This is a genomic window from Edwardsiella tarda ATCC 15947 = NBRC 105688 (genome assembly GCF_003113495.2).
In the GTDB taxonomy this organism is placed as follows: domain Bacteria; phylum Pseudomonadota; class Gammaproteobacteria; order Enterobacterales; family Enterobacteriaceae; genus Edwardsiella; species Edwardsiella tarda.
Genome location: NZ_CP084506.1, coordinates 3,067,497 through 3,087,035 on the forward strand (window position 1 = coordinate 3,067,497; position 19,539 = coordinate 3,087,035).

The 19,539-nt window shown below is 58.7% G+C and carries 17 protein-coding genes, 3 tRNA genes and 1 riboswitch; of the genes, 12 read left to right on the forward strand and 8 right to left on the reverse strand.

What is annotated here, in order from left to right; translation table 11 throughout:
* Positions 1-173: 173 nt before the first annotated feature.
* The 4 genes from rsmC to DCL27_RS14230 all read left to right on the forward strand — a co-directional run bounded on the left by rsmC (position 174) and on the right by DCL27_RS14230 (position 1,720).
* Entirely contained in the window at positions 174-1,217 is a 1,044-nt protein-coding gene (gene rsmC, locus DCL27_RS14215; protein WP_035600578.1) for a 16S rRNA (guanine(1207)-N(2))-methyltransferase RsmC, read from the forward strand.
* 175 nt (positions 1,218-1,392) lie between these two features.
* Positions 1,393-1,479, forward strand: a tRNA-Leu gene (locus DCL27_RS14220).
* A gap of 35 nt (positions 1,480-1,514) precedes the next feature.
* Positions 1,515-1,601, forward strand: a tRNA-Leu gene (locus DCL27_RS14225).
* A 32-nt stretch (positions 1,602-1,633) separates the two neighbouring features.
* A tRNA-Leu gene (locus tag DCL27_RS14230) sits at positions 1,634-1,720 on the forward strand.
* Positions 1,721-1,861: 141 nt separating this feature from the next.
* Here DCL27_RS14230 and ygiD read toward each other — a convergent pair.
* Positions 1,862-2,647, reverse strand: a complete 786-nt coding sequence (ygiD, locus tag DCL27_RS14235) for a 4,5-DOPA-extradiol-dioxygenase (protein WP_035597169.1) — start codon at positions 2,645-2,647, stop codon at positions 1,862-1,864.
* A gap of 190 nt (positions 2,648-2,837) precedes the next feature.
* Between ygiD and zupT the strand changes: the two genes are divergently transcribed.
* A complete protein-coding gene (gene zupT / locus DCL27_RS14240; RefSeq protein WP_005281677.1) occupies positions 2,838-3,605 on the forward strand; it encodes a zinc transporter ZupT in 768 nt (255 codons plus the stop codon).
* A gap of 91 nt (positions 3,606-3,696) precedes the next feature.
* On the opposite strand, the gene ribB is transcribed toward zupT, so the two are convergent.
* Positions 3,697-4,356, reverse strand: a complete 660-nt coding sequence (gene ribB, locus DCL27_RS14245) for a 3,4-dihydroxy-2-butanone-4-phosphate synthase (protein WP_005295793.1) — start codon at positions 4,354-4,356, stop codon at positions 3,697-3,699.
* 114 nt (positions 4,357-4,470) lie between these two features.
* Positions 4,471-4,627: riboswitch (FMN riboswitch) on the reverse strand.
* Between the two features lie 216 nt (positions 4,628-4,843).
* Here ribB and ubiK point away from each other — a divergent pair.
* Positions 4,844-5,110, forward strand: a complete 267-nt coding sequence (ubiK, locus tag DCL27_RS14250) for a ubiquinone biosynthesis accessory factor UbiK (protein WP_005295796.1) — start codon at positions 4,844-4,846, stop codon at positions 5,108-5,110.
* A gap of 10 nt (positions 5,111-5,120) precedes the next feature.
* Here the strand turns inward: ubiK and yjeH are convergent, their stop codons facing one another.
* Entirely contained in the window at positions 5,121-6,368 is a 1,248-nt protein-coding gene (gene yjeH / locus DCL27_RS14255; RefSeq protein WP_005281674.1) for an L-methionine/branched-chain amino acid transporter, read from the reverse strand.
* 31 nt (positions 6,369-6,399) lie between these two features.
* The gene (gene hldE, locus DCL27_RS14260) at positions 6,400-7,833 is read right to left on the reverse strand and encodes a bifunctional D-glycero-beta-D-manno-heptose-7-phosphate kinase/D-glycero-beta-D-manno-heptose 1-phosphate adenylyltransferase HldE (RefSeq protein ID WP_035597166.1); all 1,434 of its coding nucleotides are present in this window, start codon (positions 7,831-7,833) and stop codon (positions 6,400-6,402) included.
* A 105-nt stretch (positions 7,834-7,938) separates the two neighbouring features.
* On the opposite strand from hldE, the gene DCL27_RS14265 reads away from it, so the two are divergent.
* Positions 7,939-8,868, forward strand: coding sequence for a Kdo(2)-lipid IV(A) acyltransferase (locus DCL27_RS14265; protein ID WP_005281671.1), 930 nt, complete (start codon positions 7,939-7,941; stop codon positions 8,866-8,868).
* Positions 8,869-8,893: 25 nt separating this feature from the next.
* Here the strand turns inward: DCL27_RS14265 and glnE are convergent, their stop codons facing one another.
* Positions 8,894-11,731, reverse strand: coding sequence for a bifunctional [glutamate--ammonia ligase]-adenylyl-L-tyrosine phosphorylase/[glutamate--ammonia-ligase] adenylyltransferase (glnE, locus tag DCL27_RS14270; RefSeq protein WP_080582821.1), 2,838 nt, complete (start codon positions 11,729-11,731; stop codon positions 8,894-8,896).
* Positions 11,732-11,800: 69 nt separating this feature from the next.
* Positions 11,801-13,105, reverse strand: coding sequence for a CYTH domain-containing protein (locus DCL27_RS14275; protein ID WP_109691558.1), 1,305 nt, complete (start codon positions 13,103-13,105; stop codon positions 11,801-11,803).
* Positions 13,106-13,255: 150 nt separating this feature from the next.
* Here DCL27_RS14275 and DCL27_RS14280 point away from each other — a divergent pair, with 150 nt between their 5' ends.
* From DCL27_RS14280 to DCL27_RS14295, 4 genes are all read left to right on the forward strand, one after another.
* Complete coding sequence (locus DCL27_RS14280) at positions 13,256-13,936, forward strand: TIGR00153 family protein (protein WP_005281666.1); 681 nt, start codon at positions 13,256-13,258, stop codon at positions 13,934-13,936.
* A 22-nt stretch (positions 13,937-13,958) separates the two neighbouring features.
* Positions 13,959-15,224 (forward strand): inorganic phosphate transporter, encoded by a 1,266-nt coding sequence (locus DCL27_RS14285; RefSeq protein WP_005281664.1) that lies wholly within the window; start codon positions 13,959-13,961, stop codon positions 15,222-15,224.
* Between the two features lie 207 nt (positions 15,225-15,431).
* Positions 15,432-16,049, forward strand: a complete 618-nt coding sequence (locus DCL27_RS14290) for a TIGR04211 family SH3 domain-containing protein (RefSeq protein ID WP_005295807.1) — start codon at positions 15,432-15,434, stop codon at positions 16,047-16,049.
* Between the two features lie 120 nt (positions 16,050-16,169).
* Complete coding sequence (locus DCL27_RS14295; protein WP_005281658.1) at positions 16,170-17,417, forward strand: multifunctional CCA addition/repair protein; 1,248 nt, start codon at positions 16,170-16,172, stop codon at positions 17,415-17,417.
* A 25-nt stretch (positions 17,418-17,442) separates the two neighbouring features.
* Here DCL27_RS14295 and bacA read toward each other — a convergent pair whose 3' ends face one another.
* Positions 17,443-18,261 (reverse strand): undecaprenyl-diphosphate phosphatase, encoded by an 819-nt coding sequence (bacA, locus tag DCL27_RS14300; RefSeq protein ID WP_035597157.1) that lies wholly within the window; start codon positions 18,259-18,261, stop codon positions 17,443-17,445.
* 36 nt (positions 18,262-18,297) lie between these two features.
* Entirely contained in the window at positions 18,298-18,663 is a 366-nt protein-coding gene (gene folB / locus DCL27_RS14305; protein WP_005281654.1) for a bifunctional dihydroneopterin aldolase/7,8-dihydroneopterin epimerase, read from the reverse strand.
* A 176-nt stretch (positions 18,664-18,839) separates the two neighbouring features.
* Between folB and plsY the strand changes: the two genes are divergently transcribed.
* Positions 18,840-19,523, forward strand: coding sequence for a glycerol-3-phosphate 1-O-acyltransferase PlsY (plsY, locus tag DCL27_RS14310; RefSeq protein WP_035597154.1), 684 nt, complete (start codon positions 18,840-18,842; stop codon positions 19,521-19,523).
* Positions 19,524-19,539 lie beyond the last annotated feature (16 nt).

Below are 19,539 nucleotides of genomic sequence, written 5' to 3' on the forward strand. Positions count from 1 at the left end.
ACTACTCCTACCTCATCTGCGCCGTACGGCGCCGGGGAACTCGTTGATGCCTGTCTGGCTACTATGCTAACAAACCCCCGGCCCCGCTACCATCCATGACAGACGATGCCGAGTTTCAGAACCCCGTTGAAAGCTTTATAATCGCCGGTCAGCCCATAGAGGAGTTTTGTGTCATGTCCGCTTTTACCCCGGCCAGCGAAGTCATACTGCGCCATAGCGAAGAATTGGCTTCACGCCGCGTCCTGTTCGCCGGCGATCTACAGGATACGCTGCCTGCGCAGTTTGATGCCCTCGAGGTACGCGCCCACACGAGCCAGTATCACCACTGGCAGGCGCTACAATCCACCATGGGCGAGCGCTGTCTATTCGCCTTGGAAGCGCCGCAGGCGTTCGTCGCCGGTATCGATACCCTGCTGTACTATTGGCCGAAGAGCAAACCCGAAGCCCTATTCCAACTCACCCAGCTGCTATCGGTGCTACCGCAGGAGTGCGAGGTGTTCATCGTCGGGGAAAACCGCGCCGGGGTACGCAGCGCTGAAGAACTATGCGCCGAGATGGTGACGCTGAGCAAAATCGACAGCGCGCGTCGCTGCGGCCTGTACCATGGCCAACTCACTCAGCCGGTCACCTTCGATCTGGCTGACTGGTGGATGAGCTACCACACCGGTTCGTTACACATCGCCACGCTACCGGGCGTCTTCAGCCGCGATGGCCTGGATATCGGTAGCCATCTGCTGCTCTCCTCGCTGCCCCACGGCCTCAAAGGACGCGTGCTGGACGTCGGCTGCGGTGCCGGGGTTCTCTCCGCCGCCATCGCTCGCATGTCACCAGAGACCACCCTTACTCTGTGTGATGTCAACGCCGCCGCGCTGGCCGCCAGCCGCCAAACCCTGGCGCAGAATGACATCCCGGGCGAGGTGATCGCCAGTAATGTCTTCTCCGACATCGACGGTCGCTTCGATCTGATCATCTCCAACCCGCCCTTCCACGATGGGGTACAGACCAGCCTATTGGCCGCACAGACCCTGATCCGGGGAGCGATCAGCCATCTACAATTAGGTGGCGAGTTACGCATCGTCGCCAATGCCTTTCTGCCGTATCCGCAGGTACTCGACGCCATCTTTGGTCGCCATGAAGTGGTTGCCCAGACCGGGAAATTCAAGGTCTACTCCGCCATCCTCGACCGCCCGGCGCTAGAACATAGTCGCCGCCGCTAAGCCCCTGGGCCGGCACTGCCGGCCTTTTTTTCGCAGTTGAACGGCGAAAAGATGGCGAAGACGGCCAAATTTACATCGAACGCGGAAGATTCGGCAAATAACTGTTGACGCCGCGACGAAAATCTCTAGAATTCGCCTCCGTGGTTACGTTACTCCCGTAGTAACGCAACGGTATGCGAAGGTGGCGGAATTGGTAGACGCGCTAGCTTCAGGTGTTAGTGTCTTAACGGACGTGAGGGTTCAAGTCCCTCTCTTCGCACCACATAACCACGATTGATTGCGCTTTGACGGCACCTTGCGAAGGTGGCGGAATTGGTAGACGCGCTAGCTTCAGGTGTTAGTGTCCTAACGGACGTGAGGGTTCAAGTCCCTCTCTTCGCACCAAAGCCGACGAGCGACAATCGATACACCCGTGTGCGAAGGTGGCGGAATTGGTAGACGCGCTAGCTTCAGGTGTTAGTGTCCTAACGGACGTGAGGGTTCAAGTCCCTCTCTTCGCACCACTTCTTGGTTGTTCTCTCCCGATATGCTCTCGTAATCCCTCAATTATCTTTACACGTTTATTTGAACTCTCTACTGCAGCTTTCTGGTCAGTTATTTTCGTTTTTCGCCGTCTCAAGTACGTTCCCCCTCGTTCAGGCCCCTCAACCGATCTGCAATGACAACATACTCAACGATCCCATCACGATCCCCAGATCGAACACCTGCTGCCGCTCTCTCCCGTCCCAACAGCCCAACACGGTTAATAGCGGCAAGAAATGCTCGGGGGTCGGGTTAGCCAGCGCGGCATCGGGATGACGCGCAAACTGCACGAGGGGTGACTCACAGCCTTGCTGCGACAGGTTATCCCGTACGAAACGCTCAAAACGTAACGCCCAAGGATAGGGAGGCGCGAACGCCTGCCAACGCAGAGTGCGTAGGTTATGTACCACGTTACCGCTTCCCAACAACAGGATACCGCGGCGCCGTAATACCGCCAGCGCTTGCCCTAAGCGATAGTGGTATGCGGGGGGTTGTGTCAGATCCAGGCTAAGCTGCACCAGCGGAATATCGGCCTGAGGATAGAGATGCAACAACAGACTCCAGGCGCCATGGTCAAATCCCCATGCTTGTCGATCTAACGCCAGCGGGAAATCCGCCGCCAGCAACGTCTGTAGCTCCATCGCCAATGCGGGGCTCCCCGGCGCCGGATAGCTCAACGCCGCCAGCGCCGGCGGGAAGCCGGTAAAGTCATGCAGGGTACGGGGGTGCGCCATGGCCGTAACCCATAGCCCACGCGTACACCAATGGGCGGAGATCACCACGATGGCACGCGGACGAGGCAACGCAATACCAAGACGTCGCCATTGTGCGCTAAAGGGGGTCTCCTCTAAGGCATTCATCGGGCTACCGTGTCCCAGAAACAGTGCAGGCATCGGGGCATCATACATCGCGACTCTCCTCAAACGCCCCCACACTTATCAAGCGGTGGCAGCGACATGGCTGAGCTAAGCACTCTCTGGCAAGAATAGAATAGGCACAGACAATCAGTGGGATTGTGTATAACATGATCACCAATATTTACTTTTATTCACACTTAATAAATAATGAAAATCATTATCATTTTTGGAGAGTGTGCCCATGTCCATCCCCTTGCTCCTTACGCTGCTCGCTGGTGCCGCGACTGCCGTCGGTGCCCTCCTTGCGATTATCGGCCGAAAACCCTCTAACCGAGTCTTAGCCTTCTCACTCGGCTTCGCCGCCGGGATCATGCTGCTGATCTCTCTGATGGAGATGTTACCCGCCGCGCTGGCTACGCCAGGCATGCCGCCTTTGCTGGGGTACGGTATGTTTATTCTTGGTTTGGTGGGGTACTTCCTGCTCGATCGCCTACTACCGCACAATCACGCCCATGACATGGTTCCGCTAGGCGGCGCGGCGCCACGCAATCTGAAACGCACCGCCCTACTCCTCACCTTGGGGATCAGCCTACATAACTTCCCCGAGGGTATCGCGACCTATGTCACCGCCAGCGCCGATCTGGAGCTGGGCATGGGGATCGCATTGGCGGTCGCCATCCATAACATTCCTGAAGGGCTCGCCGTCGCCGGGCCGGTCTACGCCGCCACCGGTTCACGCCTGCGTGCCTTCGGCTGGGCAGGCCTATCCGGTGTCGCAGAAATCCTCGGCGGGGTACTGGCTTACGCGGTACTCGGCCCCGCCATCTCGCCCATAGGTATGGCGGCGATAATGACTCTGGTTGCCGGTATCATGGTGGCGCTGTCAGTGGATGAGTTGATGCCGCTGGCTAGGGAGATCGACCCTCAGAATAACCCCAGTCGTGGTGTCCTGTGTGGGATCACGGTCATGGGACTCAGTCTAGCCCTGCTACAGACGACGCCGTTATGATCAGCGCATCGTCCTCTCACCTCGCGGGAGGCGTAACAAAAAAGGGATAGCCAGTGGCTATCCCTTTTTTTATGACTCTGCGCGGTGACGATTAGCTCGCCTGCTCCTGGGACTCATGCGCCTGGCGGTAAGCCACCAGATCGTCGATAGTCACCACCGGCATATTATGTTGGCGGGCAAACTCCACCACCTGCGGCGCGCGGGCCATCGTACCGTCATCATTAGTCAATTCGCATAGCACCCCTGCCGGGCGGAAACCGGCCAGCGCGACCAGATCGATGGTCGCTTCGGTGTGGCCACGACGTACCAATACTCCCCCAGGACGCGCACGCAACGGGAACACATGGCCAGGACGGTGCAGATCGCTCGGCTTGGCATCATCGGCAATCGCCGCGCGTACCGTGGTCAGACGATCGCGTGCGGAAACCCCGGTCGTCACCCCTTCTGCCGCCTCGATGGTCACGGTAAATGCCGTACCATAGTGGCTGGTGTTATTACTCACCATCATCGGCAGATCCAACTGCTGACGACGCGCCTCGGTGAGACACAGGCAGACGATGCCGCTACCGTGACGAATGGTCATCGCCATCTGTTCAACGGTCATGGTTTCGGCGGCGAAGATCATGTCGCCTTCGTTTTCACGATTCTCATCATCCAGCACCATGACGCCACGGCCAGCGCGCAGTGCAGATAGCGCATGTTCCACGCGCTCCATTGGGGTACCGAAATCGGAAAGCAGAGTCTGATTCATGGTAAAAAACCTCATCAATAGTTGTATGAATTACCAGAATCAGGGCAATTTGAGGAGCAGCTCGTGCCAGAGGCACGGACAAAATAACGCGAGCGGGTTCACCCCGGCAGATGTCGTTACTCTCTCCCATCCGGACTATAACCGTCGGCCCCGGAATTACACCGGATCTGCTGACCTTGCATCGTAATGCAAGCGCTCGCGGGCTTTCGGTGACGCCACTGCGTACCGATTTACCGCCGGTAGGGACTTTCACCCCGCCCTGAGAAGTAAGCGAAATGACTATAACGCCAAAGCGAATAGCGAGCAATCGTCATCGTCGATTATTGGCGTTCGCTCACAAAGCCACAGAGTAGGGTGCAAGAACGAACATTTATCATCCAGGACAAGCGATTGCGTGCGATAATCGCCTGCCCTACTGGCATCTGAGATAACACTACGGTAACGTATCCACTACCGCATGATTGCCGTAAAAACCAAGGAACGCACCATGATTGATCCCAAGAAAATTGAACAGATTGCCCGTCAGGTGCATCAATCCATGCCGAAAGGACTACGCGAGTTCGGTGACGATATGGAGAAACGGATCCGCCAGATCCTTCAGACGCAGCTTAACCGCTTAGATCTGGTTAATCGCGAAGACTTCGACGTCCAGACCCAAGTGTTGCTGCGTACCCGGGAAAAACTGGCGTTACTGGAACAACGCGTCGCCGCGCTGGAGAATCGCCTCTCGCGGGATGAAGAAGAGCAGGCCTAACGCCTGCCCCTCATACGCTGCGCCGCCGAACGCGGCGTGGTAACAACAGCGTCAATAAGGCGAGCATTCCCAGCGCATACAGGCTCTTCACCCCGACCATCAACAGCAGTAACACGCATAGCCCAGCGCCAATCACCGCCATCATGCGCGCCTTCCCGCGCAACAGGCGACATCCTGCCAGCATGCACAACAGATAGATCATGATGAAGACGCCATTGGCGTAGACGATCAGCGCATCCAGCGCCAGATCACTCAGATAGATAGCCAACGAACACACGAGGCAGCAGATGACCACCGCCGTCAGCGCATTGACCGGCGCCTGCCGTGTCGAAAGCCGAGCCAGACGACTCGCGGGACGCTCCTGTGCCTGAGTCCATACCAGGCGAGCGAAACTCTGAATATAGATATTCAGGCTGGCAAAACACGCCAAATAGCCGATCACACAGGCAATCCACAACGCCTGCCGACCGAACAATTGCACCACAATCCCCGGCAACGATGCCGCCGCCTCTCGGCCACTTCCGTAGGCATGAAAGTAGAGTACCGCCACGCTACAGGCCCAATAGACCACGCCTGCCAGCAACAACCCCAACAACAGAGCCCGTGGGAAGTCACGCTCGGGATGACGAAACTCCGCTGCCAAATGCGCGAAGGCTTCGAGACCGACGAAACACCAGAACATCACCGCCAGGGCTGCGGCAAGGGGAGATAATGCGAGTTGCTGCGCCGTCGGCCAGGGGATCGTCGCCGGGGTGATCCCGCCACGCCACCAGATGGCGGCGATCAGCAACACCACCAGCACGGCGATCAGCGTCTGTAAATTCGCGCTCGACCCCGCGCCGCGCGTCCCCAGTAGCCATACCGCCAACAGTGTCGATAACTCTACCGCCAACAGGCTTCCCCCCTGCCAGCCGAACATCGCCTGCCAGAAACCGGCCGCAATCTGTAGCGAGGCGGGCAGCCCGACGGGGATCACCGACAGGAATAACCAACCGGTAACCCGTGCCATGTGTGGGCCAAACGCCTTACCGACGAAGTGCGCCGCGCCACCTGCACTCGGGAAGTGGCGCCCCAATCCGGCAAAGCCGATGGCGATGGGAAAGACTAAGACGATCAATAACGGCCAGGCCCAGAGACTCCCTGTGCCGGCGACTTGGGCCGCCAGCGCCGGAACCGCGAAGATCCCGGTGCCCAAAAGGGAGGTGGAGAGCAAACCAACGCCCTGCACCAACCCTAACTCCTGCTTTAATGTTGCCACGATGCTATCCTGCTAAGCTGTCTGCGACACCTTAGCCGTGCGGGTTCTGACGGATGGTATTGATGATATTGGTCGTCGAGCAGCCATCTTCAAAGTTCAGGACGCGGACCTCGCCACCAGCGGCGATCACCTCGCGGCCCCCCGCGATCTCCTCGGGCTTATAGTCCCCCCCCTTCACCAGCAGATCGGGCAGGATCTCGGCGATGATACGCTGCGGGGTATCCTCCTCGAACGGGATCACCCAGTCGACGGACTCCAGTGCGGCCAGTACCAACATACGCTGTGCCAACGGGTTAACCGGGCGCTCTGGCCCCTTCAAACGGCTAGTCGACGCGTCGCTGTTGACGGCGACGATCAGGCGATCGCCCAACTTACGCGCGTTCGCCAGGTAAGAAACGTGACCGGCATGAAGAATGTCGAACACCCCATTGGTCATCACCACCTTCTCGCCACGTTGACGCGCCTTGAGTACCGCCGCCTTTAGCGCTTCCTGTGACATCACACCAAAGCCGGTGTCGGCACGACCGCGGATGGCGTTCTCTAGCTCAATAGGCGAAACGGTGGAGGTCCCCAGCTTGCCGACCACCACGCCTGCGGCGGCGTTAGCCAAGAAGCACGCCTCCTCCAGCGAGGTACCGGCGGCAATGGCCGTCGCCAACATACCGATCACCGTATCGCCGGCGCCGGTCACGTCATACACCTCTTGCGCCTGCGTCGGCATATGCAACGGCGGAACGTCACGCTGTAGGAGCGTCATCCCCTGTTCGGAACGCGTCACCAACAGTGCGGTCAACTCGAAGCGATCCATTAACGCCAGACCACGTTCGACGATCTCCTGTTCGCTCTGGCAACGCCCAACGACAGCCTCGAATTCGGAGAGGTTCGGTGTCAGCAACGTCGCCCCACGATAGCGTTCGAAGTCGGTACCTTTCGGATCGATCAAGACCGGCACACCGGCATCACGCGCCAGGCGGATCATCGGCTGTACCGCGGCCAAGGCTCCCTTGGCATAATCGGATAGGATTAGGGCGCCCAACTGGGGTAACGCCTGACGGATACGGGCAAAGATCGGCTCGGGGTCGACACCACCGAATCCCTCTTCGAAGTCCAGACGGATCAACTGCTGATTACGCGACAGCACACGCAACTTGGTAATGGTCGGCTGATTCGGCACCGCGACGAAGTCACAGGCCACATTGACCTCTGCCAGACGCTCAGCCAAAGCACGGGCGGCATCATCGACGCCAGTCAACCCCACCAGACGGGCTCCGGCACCCAGCGAGGCAATGTTCATCGCCACGTTGGCCGCGCCGCCGGGGCGCTCTTCAATGGTCTCCACTTTGACCACGGGCACCGGTGCTTCCGGCGAGATCCGGCTGGTTGGCCCATACCAGTAACGATCCAACATCACATCGCCCACTACCATCACTTGGGCGCGGCGAAAATCAGGCAGGGTTACTTTCATCCCCAGACTCCTACGTATCAAGATGGGCGCAATATTATCACAATCCCCTCAATATCAATTACACTAGCCATTAAATCTATCTTTGAGGCCCCTTGAACGAGCGTTATGGCAGACAATCACGTTTATCCACAGTTTCGGCGCAGCATGTTGCATCCCCGCTATTGGCTTACCTGGCTCGGGATCGGGATCTTCTATCTGATCATGCTACTACCCTATCCCTGGCTCTCCCGCCTGGGCAAGAGACTGGGGAAACTGTCGATGCGCTTCTTAAAGAAACGCGTCCAGGTTGCCCGTCGCAACCTAGAGCTCTGTTTTCCGCAGATGGCGGAGAGTGAACGTGAACGCTGGCTCGAGCAGAACTTCGAATCGGTCGGCATGGCGCTGATCGAAACCGGGATGGCCTGGTTCTGGCCGGATTGGCGTATCCGCCGCTGGTGTAAGATTGAGGGCGATGACAACATGCAGCAAGCCCTCGATGCGGGTAAAGGCATCCTTTTAATCGGTATGCACTTTCTCACCCTAGAGCTGGGGGCGCGTATCTTCGGCATGCAGAATCCCGGCGTCGGGGTCTATCGTCCCAACGACAACCCCGTACTCGACTGGCTCCAGACGTGGGGGCGGTTACGCTCCAACAAATATATGATCGATCGACGCGATGTGAAGGGGATGATCCGCGCATTGAAAGAGGGCGAGATCGTCTGGTACGCGCCGGATCACGACTACGGCCCCAAGAGCAGTGTCTTCGTACCGTTATTCGCCGTCGAGCAAGCCGCCACCACCACCGGCAGCTACATCCTGGCTCGTATGAGTAAGCCGACCATCCTCCCCTTCACCCCGGTACGTAACGCGGATGACAGCGGCTATACCCTGTATATCCAACCGATGATCCAGGACTTTCCGCTCGACGATCAGTATGCGGCGGCTAGCTACATGAACCGCATCGTAGAGCGCGAGATCATGCTGGCGCCGACGCAATACATGTGGCTCCATCGCCGCTTCAAGACCTGCCCACCAGGCATGCCCTCACGCTACTAATCGACCGTTATGGGACGGCCCTACCTCAGGCGTCGTCCCCGCCCAACCAACGCTGCCAACTTGCCGCCACCCGCGCCCGCTCGGCACTAAAGCGTGTCGCCTCCACCACGCCCGGTAACGCTTGTAACGCCAAGTGATGCAAGGTGTTGCGTAGGGTGACATAGGCTTGCGTTAACCCCGCCGCCTCCTCCTGCGTCATAATCTGATAGCGCGCCATCAGCTCGAAGATACGCACATTGTCCGACCAGTGCGTCAGGCGTGGCTGCGTCGCCGCATAACGCAACACCAGATATTGGGCGATAAACTCGATGTCCACAATGCCGCCAGCATCGCTCTTGATATCGAAGTGCTCAGCGTGACGGCTCCCCAGATGAGCTCGCATCTTGGCGCGCATCTCGCGCACCTCACGTTGCAACGATGCTCCCTCGCGGGGACGACAGAGGATCTCATGACGAATGGCGGCGAAACGTTGGTGCATCGCCTCATCGCCATAGACCGGCCGGGCGCGAACCAATGCCTGATGTTCCCAGGTCCAGGCTTCATGACGTTGATAGTCGCCGAAGGCCTCGAGGGTACTGACTAGCATCCCCGCGGCGCCGGAGGGACGCAGCCGCGCATCGACCTCATACAGGATCCCCGAGGCGGTACGCGTGCTGAACAGGTGCATGATGCGTTGTGCCAGACGGAGATAAAACTGGCGACCGTCGATACTACGCGGCCCCTCGGTCATCACCTCCACGGGGCAATCCAGTAGAAACACCAGATCCAGATCGGAGCCATAACCCAGCTCCCATCCCCCCAGCTTGCCATAACCGATGACGGCAAAACCGCGTGTACTCTGGCCAACCAGGTGCATCGGCTGGCCATAACGCGCCACCATCTGCTCCCATGCCTGCTGCACCACCGCATCGATCATCGCCTCTGCCAGATAGGTCAGATGATCACTGACCTTCATCACCGGCAATACACCGGCAATATCGCTGGCGGCGATACGCAGCTGCTGTGCATGCTTAAACTGGCGCAGCGCCTCCAGACGCTGCTCCTCATCGTCCGGGATACGCAACAGATATTGACGCAGCTCATCACGGTACGCCTCTTGGGCGACGGGTCGATACAGGGTGGCGGGATCGAGCAATTCATCGAGCAACAGCGGATAACGCGCCAACTGATCGGCTAACATCGGCGAGGCGGCGCAGAGGCGGATCAACTGATTCAGCGCCGCCGGATACTCCATCAGTAGCTCCAAATAGGTGGTGCGAGTCACGATGTTGAGCAGCAGAGGGATCAAACGTTGCAACAACGTCAACGCCTCGTCGCGGACACACACCTGCGCCAACAGCGCCGGCATCAGGGTCGCCAACACCTCACGTCCACGCGGGCCGATAGTACGCTTATCCACATCGTGACGAAAATCGGCCAGGGCGCGCTGCAGACGCGCCCGTTCCTCATCATCCAACTGCGGCATCAGCCGTGCCACCTCGGCGGCCTCCAGGCTCTCTTGCCACAATGGCGCAAAATGCAGGGCCGCATCAGCGGCACTCTCCTCCTCGCCATCATCCTCCCCGATCAGGGCGTTGAAGATGGCTCGCACCGCTGACATCCGCGTCTGTAACGCCTGCTGCAATTGTGCCCAATCCGCTAACCCCATGCCGTAGGCGAGGCGAGCACGATTAAGCGCATCGGCGGGTAAGGTCTGGGTCTGCTCATCGTTGATCGCCTGCAGCAGATTCTCCAGGCGGCGCAAAAAAAGATAGGCATCACGTAACGTCGCCACCTGCTCCGGGGTCAGCAATCCCAACTGACCGATCGCCGCCAATGCCGGTAGCAGTGCACGTTGCTGCAATGCCCGCTCGCGCCCCCCCCGGATCAGTTGGAAGACCTGAGTGATGAACTCGATCTCACGAATACCACCGGCGCCGAGTTTGATATTGTCTGTCAGCCCCCGGCGACGCACCTCGCGCGCAATCATCCCCTTCATATTGCGCAGTGACTGAATCACGCTGAAGTCGATATAGCGGCGGAAGACGAAGGGACGCAACAGACTGTACAGCTCCTGGCTATAGCGATCCTGGCCATCGCCCAGCAGGCGGGCCTTGACCATGGCGTAACGCTCCCAGTCGCGCCCTTGCTCCTGATAGTAGTCCTCCAAGGCGGCGAAACTCAGCACGAGCGGGCCGCTATCGCCAAAAGGACGCAGACGCATATCCACCCGGTAAACGAACCCCTCCACCGTCGGCTGATCCAGCGCCTTGATCAGCCGCTGTCCCAGCCGGGTGAAGAACTGGGCATTATCCAGTTCGCGCCGACCGCCGCGGGTATGTCCCCCCTGTGGGTAAACGAAGATGAGATCGATGTCGGAGGAGAAATTCAGTTCGCCGCCCCCTAACTTACCCATCCCGAGGATCAATAGGGGCTGCGCCTCGCCGACCTCGTTGCACGGCACACCCCACTCCTGACAGCAGCGGGCATAGAGCCAATCACGCGCGCCAATGATCAAGGTCTCGGCCAAGACGCTGAGCTGAGTCAGCGTCTGCTGGCAATCGGCCTGGTTGCTGCTCTGCATCCAGGCGATACGCGCCAACATCTGACGACGGTACAGGCGTAATACCGTCATTAATGCCGCCTCATCCTGCACCGCAGCGAGATCCTGCGCCAGCCAGTCGGCATACTGCTGCCACTCCGTCGCCTGCGGCGCTTGGCTTTGCAAGCGCTGCCACCACGCAGGATGCGCGACAAACGCATCGGTCATGAAGTCACTCAACGCCAGTACTGACAACGCCGACGGCGCGACAGCCGATAAGCGCGCAGCCTGGCGCTCACCCTGGTCGCGCAACCGCGCCGGCATCTCCCGAAACTCGGACATACTCACTCCTTTGCGTGATAGCATGACTCAATGCGCCGCCATCGGAGACGGCGACATAGAGGACTAGGTTTAGCGCGCGCCGTTGCGCCAGAAAGCCGGTTGATGCAAGGCTTGATGACAGGCCGCCGTCAATGACGCGTCCGCCCCTTGGGCGATGGTGTGCGCTAACGCCTGCCAGGGCATCAGATAAGCATCCACCGCCTCGCTCTCATAGGCACCGCCTAACAGGCGTACCGCCAACATCTGGTGCTGTAGGCGCCCCAGCTTATCCTGGTACTCCTGAGGATGATGGATATGGGCAAATAACGCTTTCAACTCCGCGCCGCAACGCCCCAACATGATATCGGCGAAACGCTTGAATGAGCCGGCCAGTTTGTCGCGACCCGCCGCGTCGACGAAGGGACGCCAACCCGCCTCGGCCACCCAGCGAGTAAGCGCTAACTGAGTCGTCAGAGAGTCATGGCTATAGCAGCATGCCGCCGCCGAGCAATCCGCCTCGGCGAGACGAGACTCCAATGCGCCGATTCCGGCGCGCAACGCCGTGCTCGCCTTACGTGGCACGATGCCACCAAAGAGCGTCAGACACTGGCGCACTGCCGCCAACGCCTCCTGCACCCCACCTCGCGCGGCGGCATCGCCGCGCAACCACGCCTCTTCATGGTACTGCCAGTGTGCCAGGCTATGGCGTAGCGCGGCAGACAGTCCCTGTTCGACGCTGGCGCGTGCCGCCGGACGTAGCGAAGCGAATGGCTGCGCGCGTAGCGCCGGGGCACCAGCCGCCAGACGATAGCCACGTGCCGCCTTGCTCAAACAGCCTAAACGCACGCCCTCTAGCGCCAACAATTGCTCGGCAAAAGCGAACAGATCGGTACGCTCGCCGCTCAACAGCTCCAGCTCGATCTCGTGCAGTGCCTCGCTCCGTCCTGCCGCGCGGATCTCGCCTTGGTCGAGCGCTACTTCAATTTGACTCGCCCCGTAAGTGACCACCCACTTTTCGCGCGTAAAGTCGGTGCTGAACAGCGGTTGTAGCGCCGCTTGTAAGGCATCGAGATCGCACGCCTGCGGCCAAACCTGGGCTGGCAACAGCGTTAAACAGGGTTCAGGGTGCTCCAACGGAATATTATACTCTGGGCGTTGATGTAGACCGCCAAACTCGCTACCGGCAGTCTTCAGCGTCATTTCATAGCGTCCGTCGCAGCCACGGATACGTAACCCCATGTCATAACTACGCAAAGTCTGCCGTTCCGTCTCATAATAGATATTGCTCAACGCCTGAGGCGGCGTATGCTGAAGCGGCCATTGCGCTAGGCTGGCGGGTAATGCCTGTGCGGCGCTAGGAAGTGCGATGAATTTCAGTTCAATTTCCACGGTCATTTTTTCTGTCATATTAAGGTTTTACCGAGGTATGAGATATTGCTCGGGAAAAAATGTAAAAACTGTGTCCAATGTAGGACACATCAGTTACCATGCGCACCTTTCTGACGAACTATGCGCAGAAAACCATCAATTTAAGGTGCATGAGTGATGCCAGTAAATACTATTTTAGGCTTGTTTGCCAAGTCTCCGCTGAAACCCCTGCAAGAGCACGCCAGTCGCGTGCACGAATGTTGTAGCCTACTCATCCCCTTCTTCGCCGCCACCGCGCAGCAGCAATGGGATCAGGCGCAAAGCGTGCGCGAACAGATCTCCAATCTGGAGAAACAGGCTGACACGCTAAAGCGTGAAATCCGGTTGAAATTACCACGCGGTTTGTTTCTTCCGGTCGATCGCGGCGACATGCTGGAGCTAGTGACACAGCAGGATCGCTTAGCCAATCGTGCCAAGGATATCGCCGGCCGCGTCATCGGTCGCCGTCTGCAGATCCCGCACGCGATGCAGGCAGATTTCATGAATTACCTGCAACGTTGTCTGGATGCCACCGCCCTATCCAATAAGGTCATCCATGAGATGGATGAGCTGTTGGAAACCGGGTTCCGCGGCCGCGAAGCCGATCTGGTCGAACAGATGGTCATGGAGTTGGATCACATCGAAGACGATACCGATCATTTACAGATCCTATTACGCCAGGCGCTGCTCACCCTCGAGGGTGAACTGAACCCGGTCGATATTATGTTTCTCTACCAAATCATCGAGTGGGTCGGCGGGTTGGCCGACAAAGCCTTGCGCGTTGGTTCCCGCTTGGAACTGATGCTGGCCCGAAGTTAATTACCACACACGGACACAATAGATGGAAATCATTGCCAACCACGGCACATTATTGATTATGGTGGCGGCCTTCTTTGGCTTGCTGATGGCTATCGGTATCGGCGCCAATGACGTCGCTAATGCCATGGGTACCTCCGTCGGCGCGCGCGCCGTCACCATCCGTCAGGCGATCATCATCGCCATGATCTTCGAATTCGCCGGGGCCTATCTGGCCGGTGGCGAAGTCACGCAAACCATCCGTAGCGGTATCATCGATACCAGCGCCTTCGCCGGCCATCCGCAGACATTGGTCTTCGGGATGATGGCCTCGCTGCTGGCCGCCGGGATCTGGCTGATCCTCGCCTCCCTGATGGGCTGGCCGGTCTCCACCACCCACTCGATCATCGGCGCCATTATCGGCTTTGCCTGCGTCTCTATCGGCCCGGAAGCGGTCGAATGGGGCGGCGTAAAAGGCATCGTCGGTAGCTGGATCATCACGCCATTAATCTCCGGCGTCGTCGCCTACGGCATCTTCCTTAGCGCCCAACGTCTCATCTTCAACACCGACAACCCGTTCGCTAACGCCCGCCGCTTCGGCCCGGTCTATATGTTCCTGACCGCGTTGGTGATCGCCCTGGTGACCATCAAGAAGGGGCTAAAACATGTCGGCCTGCATCTGACCGATGGAGAAACCTGGCTGATCTCTATCCTGGTTTCGCTGTTGGTGATGGTGTGCGGCTATCTCTACCTATCACGCAAATCCTTTACCGATGACGCCGACGAGCAGGATCACTTCCGCGGTGTCGAGCGCGTATTCAGCCTACTGATGGTCATTACCGCCTGCGCCATGGCCTTCGCTCACGGCTCCAACGATGTAGCCAATGCCATCGGGCCGTTGTCAGCCATCGTCGCCATCGTGCGCGAGCCGAACGTACTGGCCGGCACCTCCCCCATCGTCTGGTGGATCCTGCCGCTTGGTGGTATCGGTATCGTCGTCGGCCTGGCGCTGATGGGGCGTCGCGTGATGGAAACCGTCGGGACCGGGATCACCGATCTGACGCCAAGCCGTGGCTTCGCCGCCCAGTTCGCCACCGCCTCGACGGTCGTGATCGCCTCCGGCACCGGCCTGCCCATTTCGACCACACAAACGCTGGTTGGCGCGGTGTTGGGCGTGGGCTTCGCCCGTGGTATCGCCGCGCTCAATCTGAACGTGGTGCGTAATATCGTCGCCTCCTGGATCATCACCCTACCTGCCGGAGCCGCGCTCTCCATCGTGCTGTTTTATCTGCTACAAGCCATCTTCGGCTAATCGACTCACTATCTGCCGATAAAGCACAACAAACCGGCCAGAGAGCATAATGCGCTGGCCGGTTTTTTTGTCCCTACACACGCTGGCGAAGGCCACGCCGCGCCATGACAGCTCGGAGAGTTCCCATTTTCAGTTTTTTCATTGCCTCACCGTACACTTGCCCTTACTATCAGGCCAATTTATTCACTAAATGAACTGATTTCCGCTATGCATAAATTCTGCCGCCTCCTCCTCCCTTTGCTCGGCCTTTGCCTGGCTTTCCAGAGCCATGCCGACGAGCAACGCTTCATTTCCGACGCGCTCAGCACCTATGTTCATAGCGGCCCCGGCAACCAATACCGCATCGTCGGCACCATCAACGCCGGCGATCCAGTGACACTGCTGGGCGTGAATCAGCAGACGCAGTTCGCGCAAATCCGCGATGGCAAGGGGCGCAATGTCTGGCTTCCCCTCGATCAACTCAGCAATCAGCCTAGCCTACGCACCCGCGTGCCCCAGCTAGAATCGCAACTCAGCGCCCTGACCGCCAAGCTCAGCCATATCGATGGCGAGTGGCAGCAAAAGACCGCCGAGATGCAACGCAAAGTCGCGGGTAGCGACGACACCATCGCCCGTCTACAGGCGGAAAATCAGCAGTTGCGTCAACAGCTGAGCAATGCCCAGAAGAGCCTCGGTGCCCTCAACTCGCAGTTGGATGACAAGAAACGCGCTATCATCCTGCAGTGGTTCCTGTATGGCGGGGGCGTCGCTGGCGCAGGCTTACTGCTGGGCTTGCTACTCCCACGCCTACTGCCCAGCCGTAAGAAAACGCGCTGGATGAATTAAGTCTCACTCCGACGCCGCATTCTGCGGCGTCGTCGTTCTCACCCGGCATCGATTGCCGTTACCGAACGCTTGCAGTAACATGAAATTAACAATTAACCGACTGTATACCGAGGTTTGCACGTGAAGATTTATCTGGTCGGGGGCGCCGTGCGCGACAAATACCTGCATCTCACCACACACGACCGCGACTGGGTGGTGGTGGGTGCGACGCCACAGTGCCTGCTCGCCCAGGGCTACCAACAAGTTGGCAAGGACTTTCCGGTCTTTCTCCATCCGCATAGCAAGGAGGAGTATGCCTTGGCGCGTACCGAACGTAAGGCGGGACAAGGCTATACCGGCTTTACCACTCACTTCGCGCCAGACGTGACCCTGGAACAGGATCTGCTACGACGCGATCTGACCATCAACGCCATGGCGGAGGACGATACTGGGCGGCTCATCGATCCTTACGGTGGGTTAGACGATCTGCAACAACGCTGGCTACGCCATGTCTCTCCCGCCTTCGTCGAAGACCCGTTGCGCGTGTTGCGCGTCGCACGTTTCGCCGCCCGCTTCTTCTCCCTTGGCTTTCGGGTCGCCGAACCGACCCTGGAACTGATGCGGCAGATGGCACAACAGGGGGAGCTAAACCACCTTACCGCCGAGCGGGTCTGGTTAGAAACGGAGAAGGCGTTGGCAGGCCCCGCGCCACAAGTCTACTTCCAAGTGCTACGCGACTGTGGCGCGCTGGCCATTCTGTTCCCCGAGATCGACCGGCTATTTGGCGTGCCAGCACCGGTCAAGTGGCACCCGGAGATCGACACCGGCATCCATACCCTACTCACCCTGGCGATGGCGACACGCCTGAGCGAGGATCTCGCCGTACGTTTCGCCGCGCTCACCCATGACGTCGGTAAGGGACTGACTAATCCCAATTTCTGGCCTCATCATCACGGCCATGGCCCGGCGGGCGTACGCCTGGTACGCGAGCTATGCCAACGTCTGCGGATCCCGAATCCACTGCGCGATCTGGCCGTGCTGGTCGCCGAGTATCACGATCTGATCCATACGGTCGATCGCCTGCGCCCCAGCACCCTGCTTAAGCTGTTGGATAGCATCGATGTCTGGCGCCGTCCCCAGCGCTTGCAACAGATGATCTTATGCAGTGAGGCGGATGCGCGTGGCCGTACCGGACTGGAGGAGAATGCCTACCCACAAGGCGACTATCTGCGGGCCGCCTATCAGGCGGTCGCACAGGTGGCGGTACGTGAGGTGGTGGCCGATGGCTTCCAGGGGGCGGCGATCCGCGAAGAGTTGCAGCAACGCCGTCTACAGGCGTTGAAGGCGTGGAAGGCCGCGCAAGAAGAGAGTGGGATGGGCAACGCCTAAGCGTGGCCCATCCTTAGACGTCGGCTCAACAGAACAGAACGTAGACCGCCGCCGCCACCACGAAACGATAAATGGCAAAAGGAACGAAGGAGATGCGCTTGATCACGTTGAGGAACGTCTTGATGGCGATCAGCGCGACCACAAAGGCAGTAATGAAGCCGACGCTGAACATCGGCAGATCGCCCCAAGACAGGTAAGGCAGGCTCTTATACAGCTCCAATGCGCTGGCTCCCAACATCATCGGTACCGCGAGGATGAAGGAGAACTCCGAGGCTGCATAGCGGCTGACGCCCAGTAGCATGCCGCCAGAGATGGTCGCACCGGAACGAGAGAACCCCGGCCACAACGCTAAGCACTGGAAACAGCCGATGATAAAGGCCTGGCGATAGGTGATATCATCGAGTCCCACCGCGCGCGGTTGCGCGGGCTTGAGCCACTCCGCCGCCAGCAGTAACAGTCCCCCCACCACCAAGGCATACGCCACCGTTAGCGGGGTAAACAGCGTCTTGATAAAGTCATGAAACAGTAGCCCTAACAGTACGGCCGGTATCATCGCCAACAGGATATGACCCAGTTTTAACCGTCCTTGACTACGTCCTTCATGTAGCGGTGGCCGACCGAAATGGATCCCGATCAAGCCGAACAGGCGGCGCCAGAACATCACGACCACCGCCAGAATCGATCCCAACTGAATGATCACTTCGAACGTTTTGGCTTTATCTCCCTCAAAGCCTAGCCAGTGGCCAACGATAATCATGTGCCCAGTCGATGACACCGGCAAAAACTCGGTTAACCCCTCGACGATACCCAGGATAAACGCATTAAACAGCGTATACAGCTCCATATGTACTCATTTCCTGCAGTGATTGATTAATGACAGTTAGTTAACCGCTGGACGGTGACCACGTTCGATCAGCACGCCGACGTTGCGCGCCTGTGCAACGGCGCCCGGCTTACTCACCCGCAGACGAACCCACGGGCTATTAAAACGCGCCAGCAGCAAGGCGGCGACCTCCTCGGCCACACGCTCGACCAACGCGAAACGATTCGGCTCGACGTGTTGCAGGATGGCCTCACTGACCTCGGCGTAACTCAGGCAGTGTGCAACATCGTCGCTCTGTGCGGCCCGGCGATTATCCCAACCGAGCTCAACATCAAACACCAACTTCTGGCGGATCGTCTGTTCCCAGTCAAATACCCCGATGGTTGTGACCACCGTCAACCCTTCGATAAATACGATGTCCATCACGCGATTCCCGTTTTTTTACCCTGCTGCGGATACCACTTCTTGTAGAATGTGCGTATTATCCACAGATATCCAACGCTGTCGCGTACTAATCCCTCTACGGAGTAGAGAGGCGGCACAGAGCGTAGGTGGTTCAACACCCTGAATTTTCCTATCAATAAGACGGAGCTGAATCAATGAGTGCGACTGCGTTAGGCATGATTATTTTCGCCTACCTGTGCGGCTCCATCTCCAGCGCCATTCTGGTTTGCAAAGCGGCCGGTCTCCCCGACCCGAGGGAAAATGGTTCTGGTAATCCCGGAGCGACCAACGTATTACGCATCGGTGGTAAGTTAGCCGCCGGCGCCGTTCTGATCTTCGATGTTTTGAAGGGGATGATCCCGGTTTGGCTGGCGTATAAACTGGACGTATCGCCCTTTTATCTCGGGCTGACCGCCATCGCCGCCTGTCTCGGCCATATCTACCCGGTCTTCTTCCATTTTCGCGGCGGCAAGGGGGTGGCGACCGCCTTCGGTGCCATCGCCCCTATCGGTTGGGATCTGACCGGGTTGATGGTCGGCACCTGGCTACTGACGGTATTGCTCAGTGGTTACTCATCCCTTGGCGCCATCGTCAGTGCGCTCATCGCCCCCTTCTATGTCTGGTGGTTTAAACCCCAGTTCACCTTCCCCGTGGCGATGCTCTCTTGCCTGATTTTGATGCGTCATCATGACAACATCCAACGGCTATGGCGCGGGAAAGAGGGGAAGATTTGGCGACGTGGCGCCAAAGGCCAGCGCAGCGACCAGGTGCCGCCGCTATCGGATAAAACCCCGCCGCAAGATCAAGATAATGACCAGGAGCCGCCCGCGGCGCGCTGAGACGGCGACGCGAGCG

Excerpts from the sequence above, each read along its gene's own strand:
- rsmC (WP_035600578.1), top strand. The coding sequence starts at position 174 with ATGTCCGCTTTTACCCCGGCCAGCGAAGTCATACTGCGCCATAGCGAA.
- ygiD (WP_035597169.1), bottom strand. The coding sequence starts at position 2,647 with ATGTATGATGCCCCGATGCCTGCACTGTTTCTGGGACACGGTAGCCCG.
- zupT (WP_005281677.1), top strand. The coding sequence starts at position 2,838 with ATGTCCATCCCCTTGCTCCTTACGCTGCTCGCTGGTGCCGCGACTGCC.
- ribB (WP_005295793.1), bottom strand. The coding sequence starts at position 4,356 with ATGAATCAGACTCTGCTTTCCGATTTCGGTACCCCAATGGAGCGCGTG.
- ubiK (WP_005295796.1), top strand. The coding sequence starts at position 4,844 with ATGATTGATCCCAAGAAAATTGAACAGATTGCCCGTCAGGTGCATCAA.
- hldE (WP_035597166.1), bottom strand. The coding sequence starts at position 7,833 with ATGAAAGTAACCCTGCCTGATTTTCGCCGCGCCCAAGTGATGGTAGTG.
- DCL27_RS14265 (WP_005281671.1), top strand. The coding sequence starts at position 7,939 with ATGGCAGACAATCACGTTTATCCACAGTTTCGGCGCAGCATGTTGCAT.
- glnE (WP_080582821.1), bottom strand. The coding sequence starts at position 11,731 with ATGTCCGAGTTTCGGGAGATGCCGGCGCGGTTGCGCGACCAGGGTGAG.
- DCL27_RS14275 (WP_109691558.1), bottom strand. The coding sequence starts at position 13,105 with ATGACCGTGGAAATTGAACTGAAATTCATCGCACTTCCTAGCGCCGCA.
- DCL27_RS14280 (WP_005281666.1), top strand. The coding sequence starts at position 13,256 with ATGCCAGTAAATACTATTTTAGGCTTGTTTGCCAAGTCTCCGCTGAAA.
- DCL27_RS14285 (WP_005281664.1), top strand. The coding sequence starts at position 13,959 with ATGGAAATCATTGCCAACCACGGCACATTATTGATTATGGTGGCGGCC.
- DCL27_RS14290 (WP_005295807.1), top strand. The coding sequence starts at position 15,432 with ATGCATAAATTCTGCCGCCTCCTCCTCCCTTTGCTCGGCCTTTGCCTG.
- bacA (WP_035597157.1), bottom strand. The coding sequence starts at position 18,261 with ATGGAGCTGTATACGCTGTTTAATGCGTTTATCCTGGGTATCGTCGAG.
- folB (WP_005281654.1), bottom strand. The coding sequence starts at position 18,663 with ATGGACATCGTATTTATCGAAGGGTTGACGGTGGTCACAACCATCGGG.
- plsY (WP_035597154.1), top strand. The coding sequence starts at position 18,840 with ATGAGTGCGACTGCGTTAGGCATGATTATTTTCGCCTACCTGTGCGGC.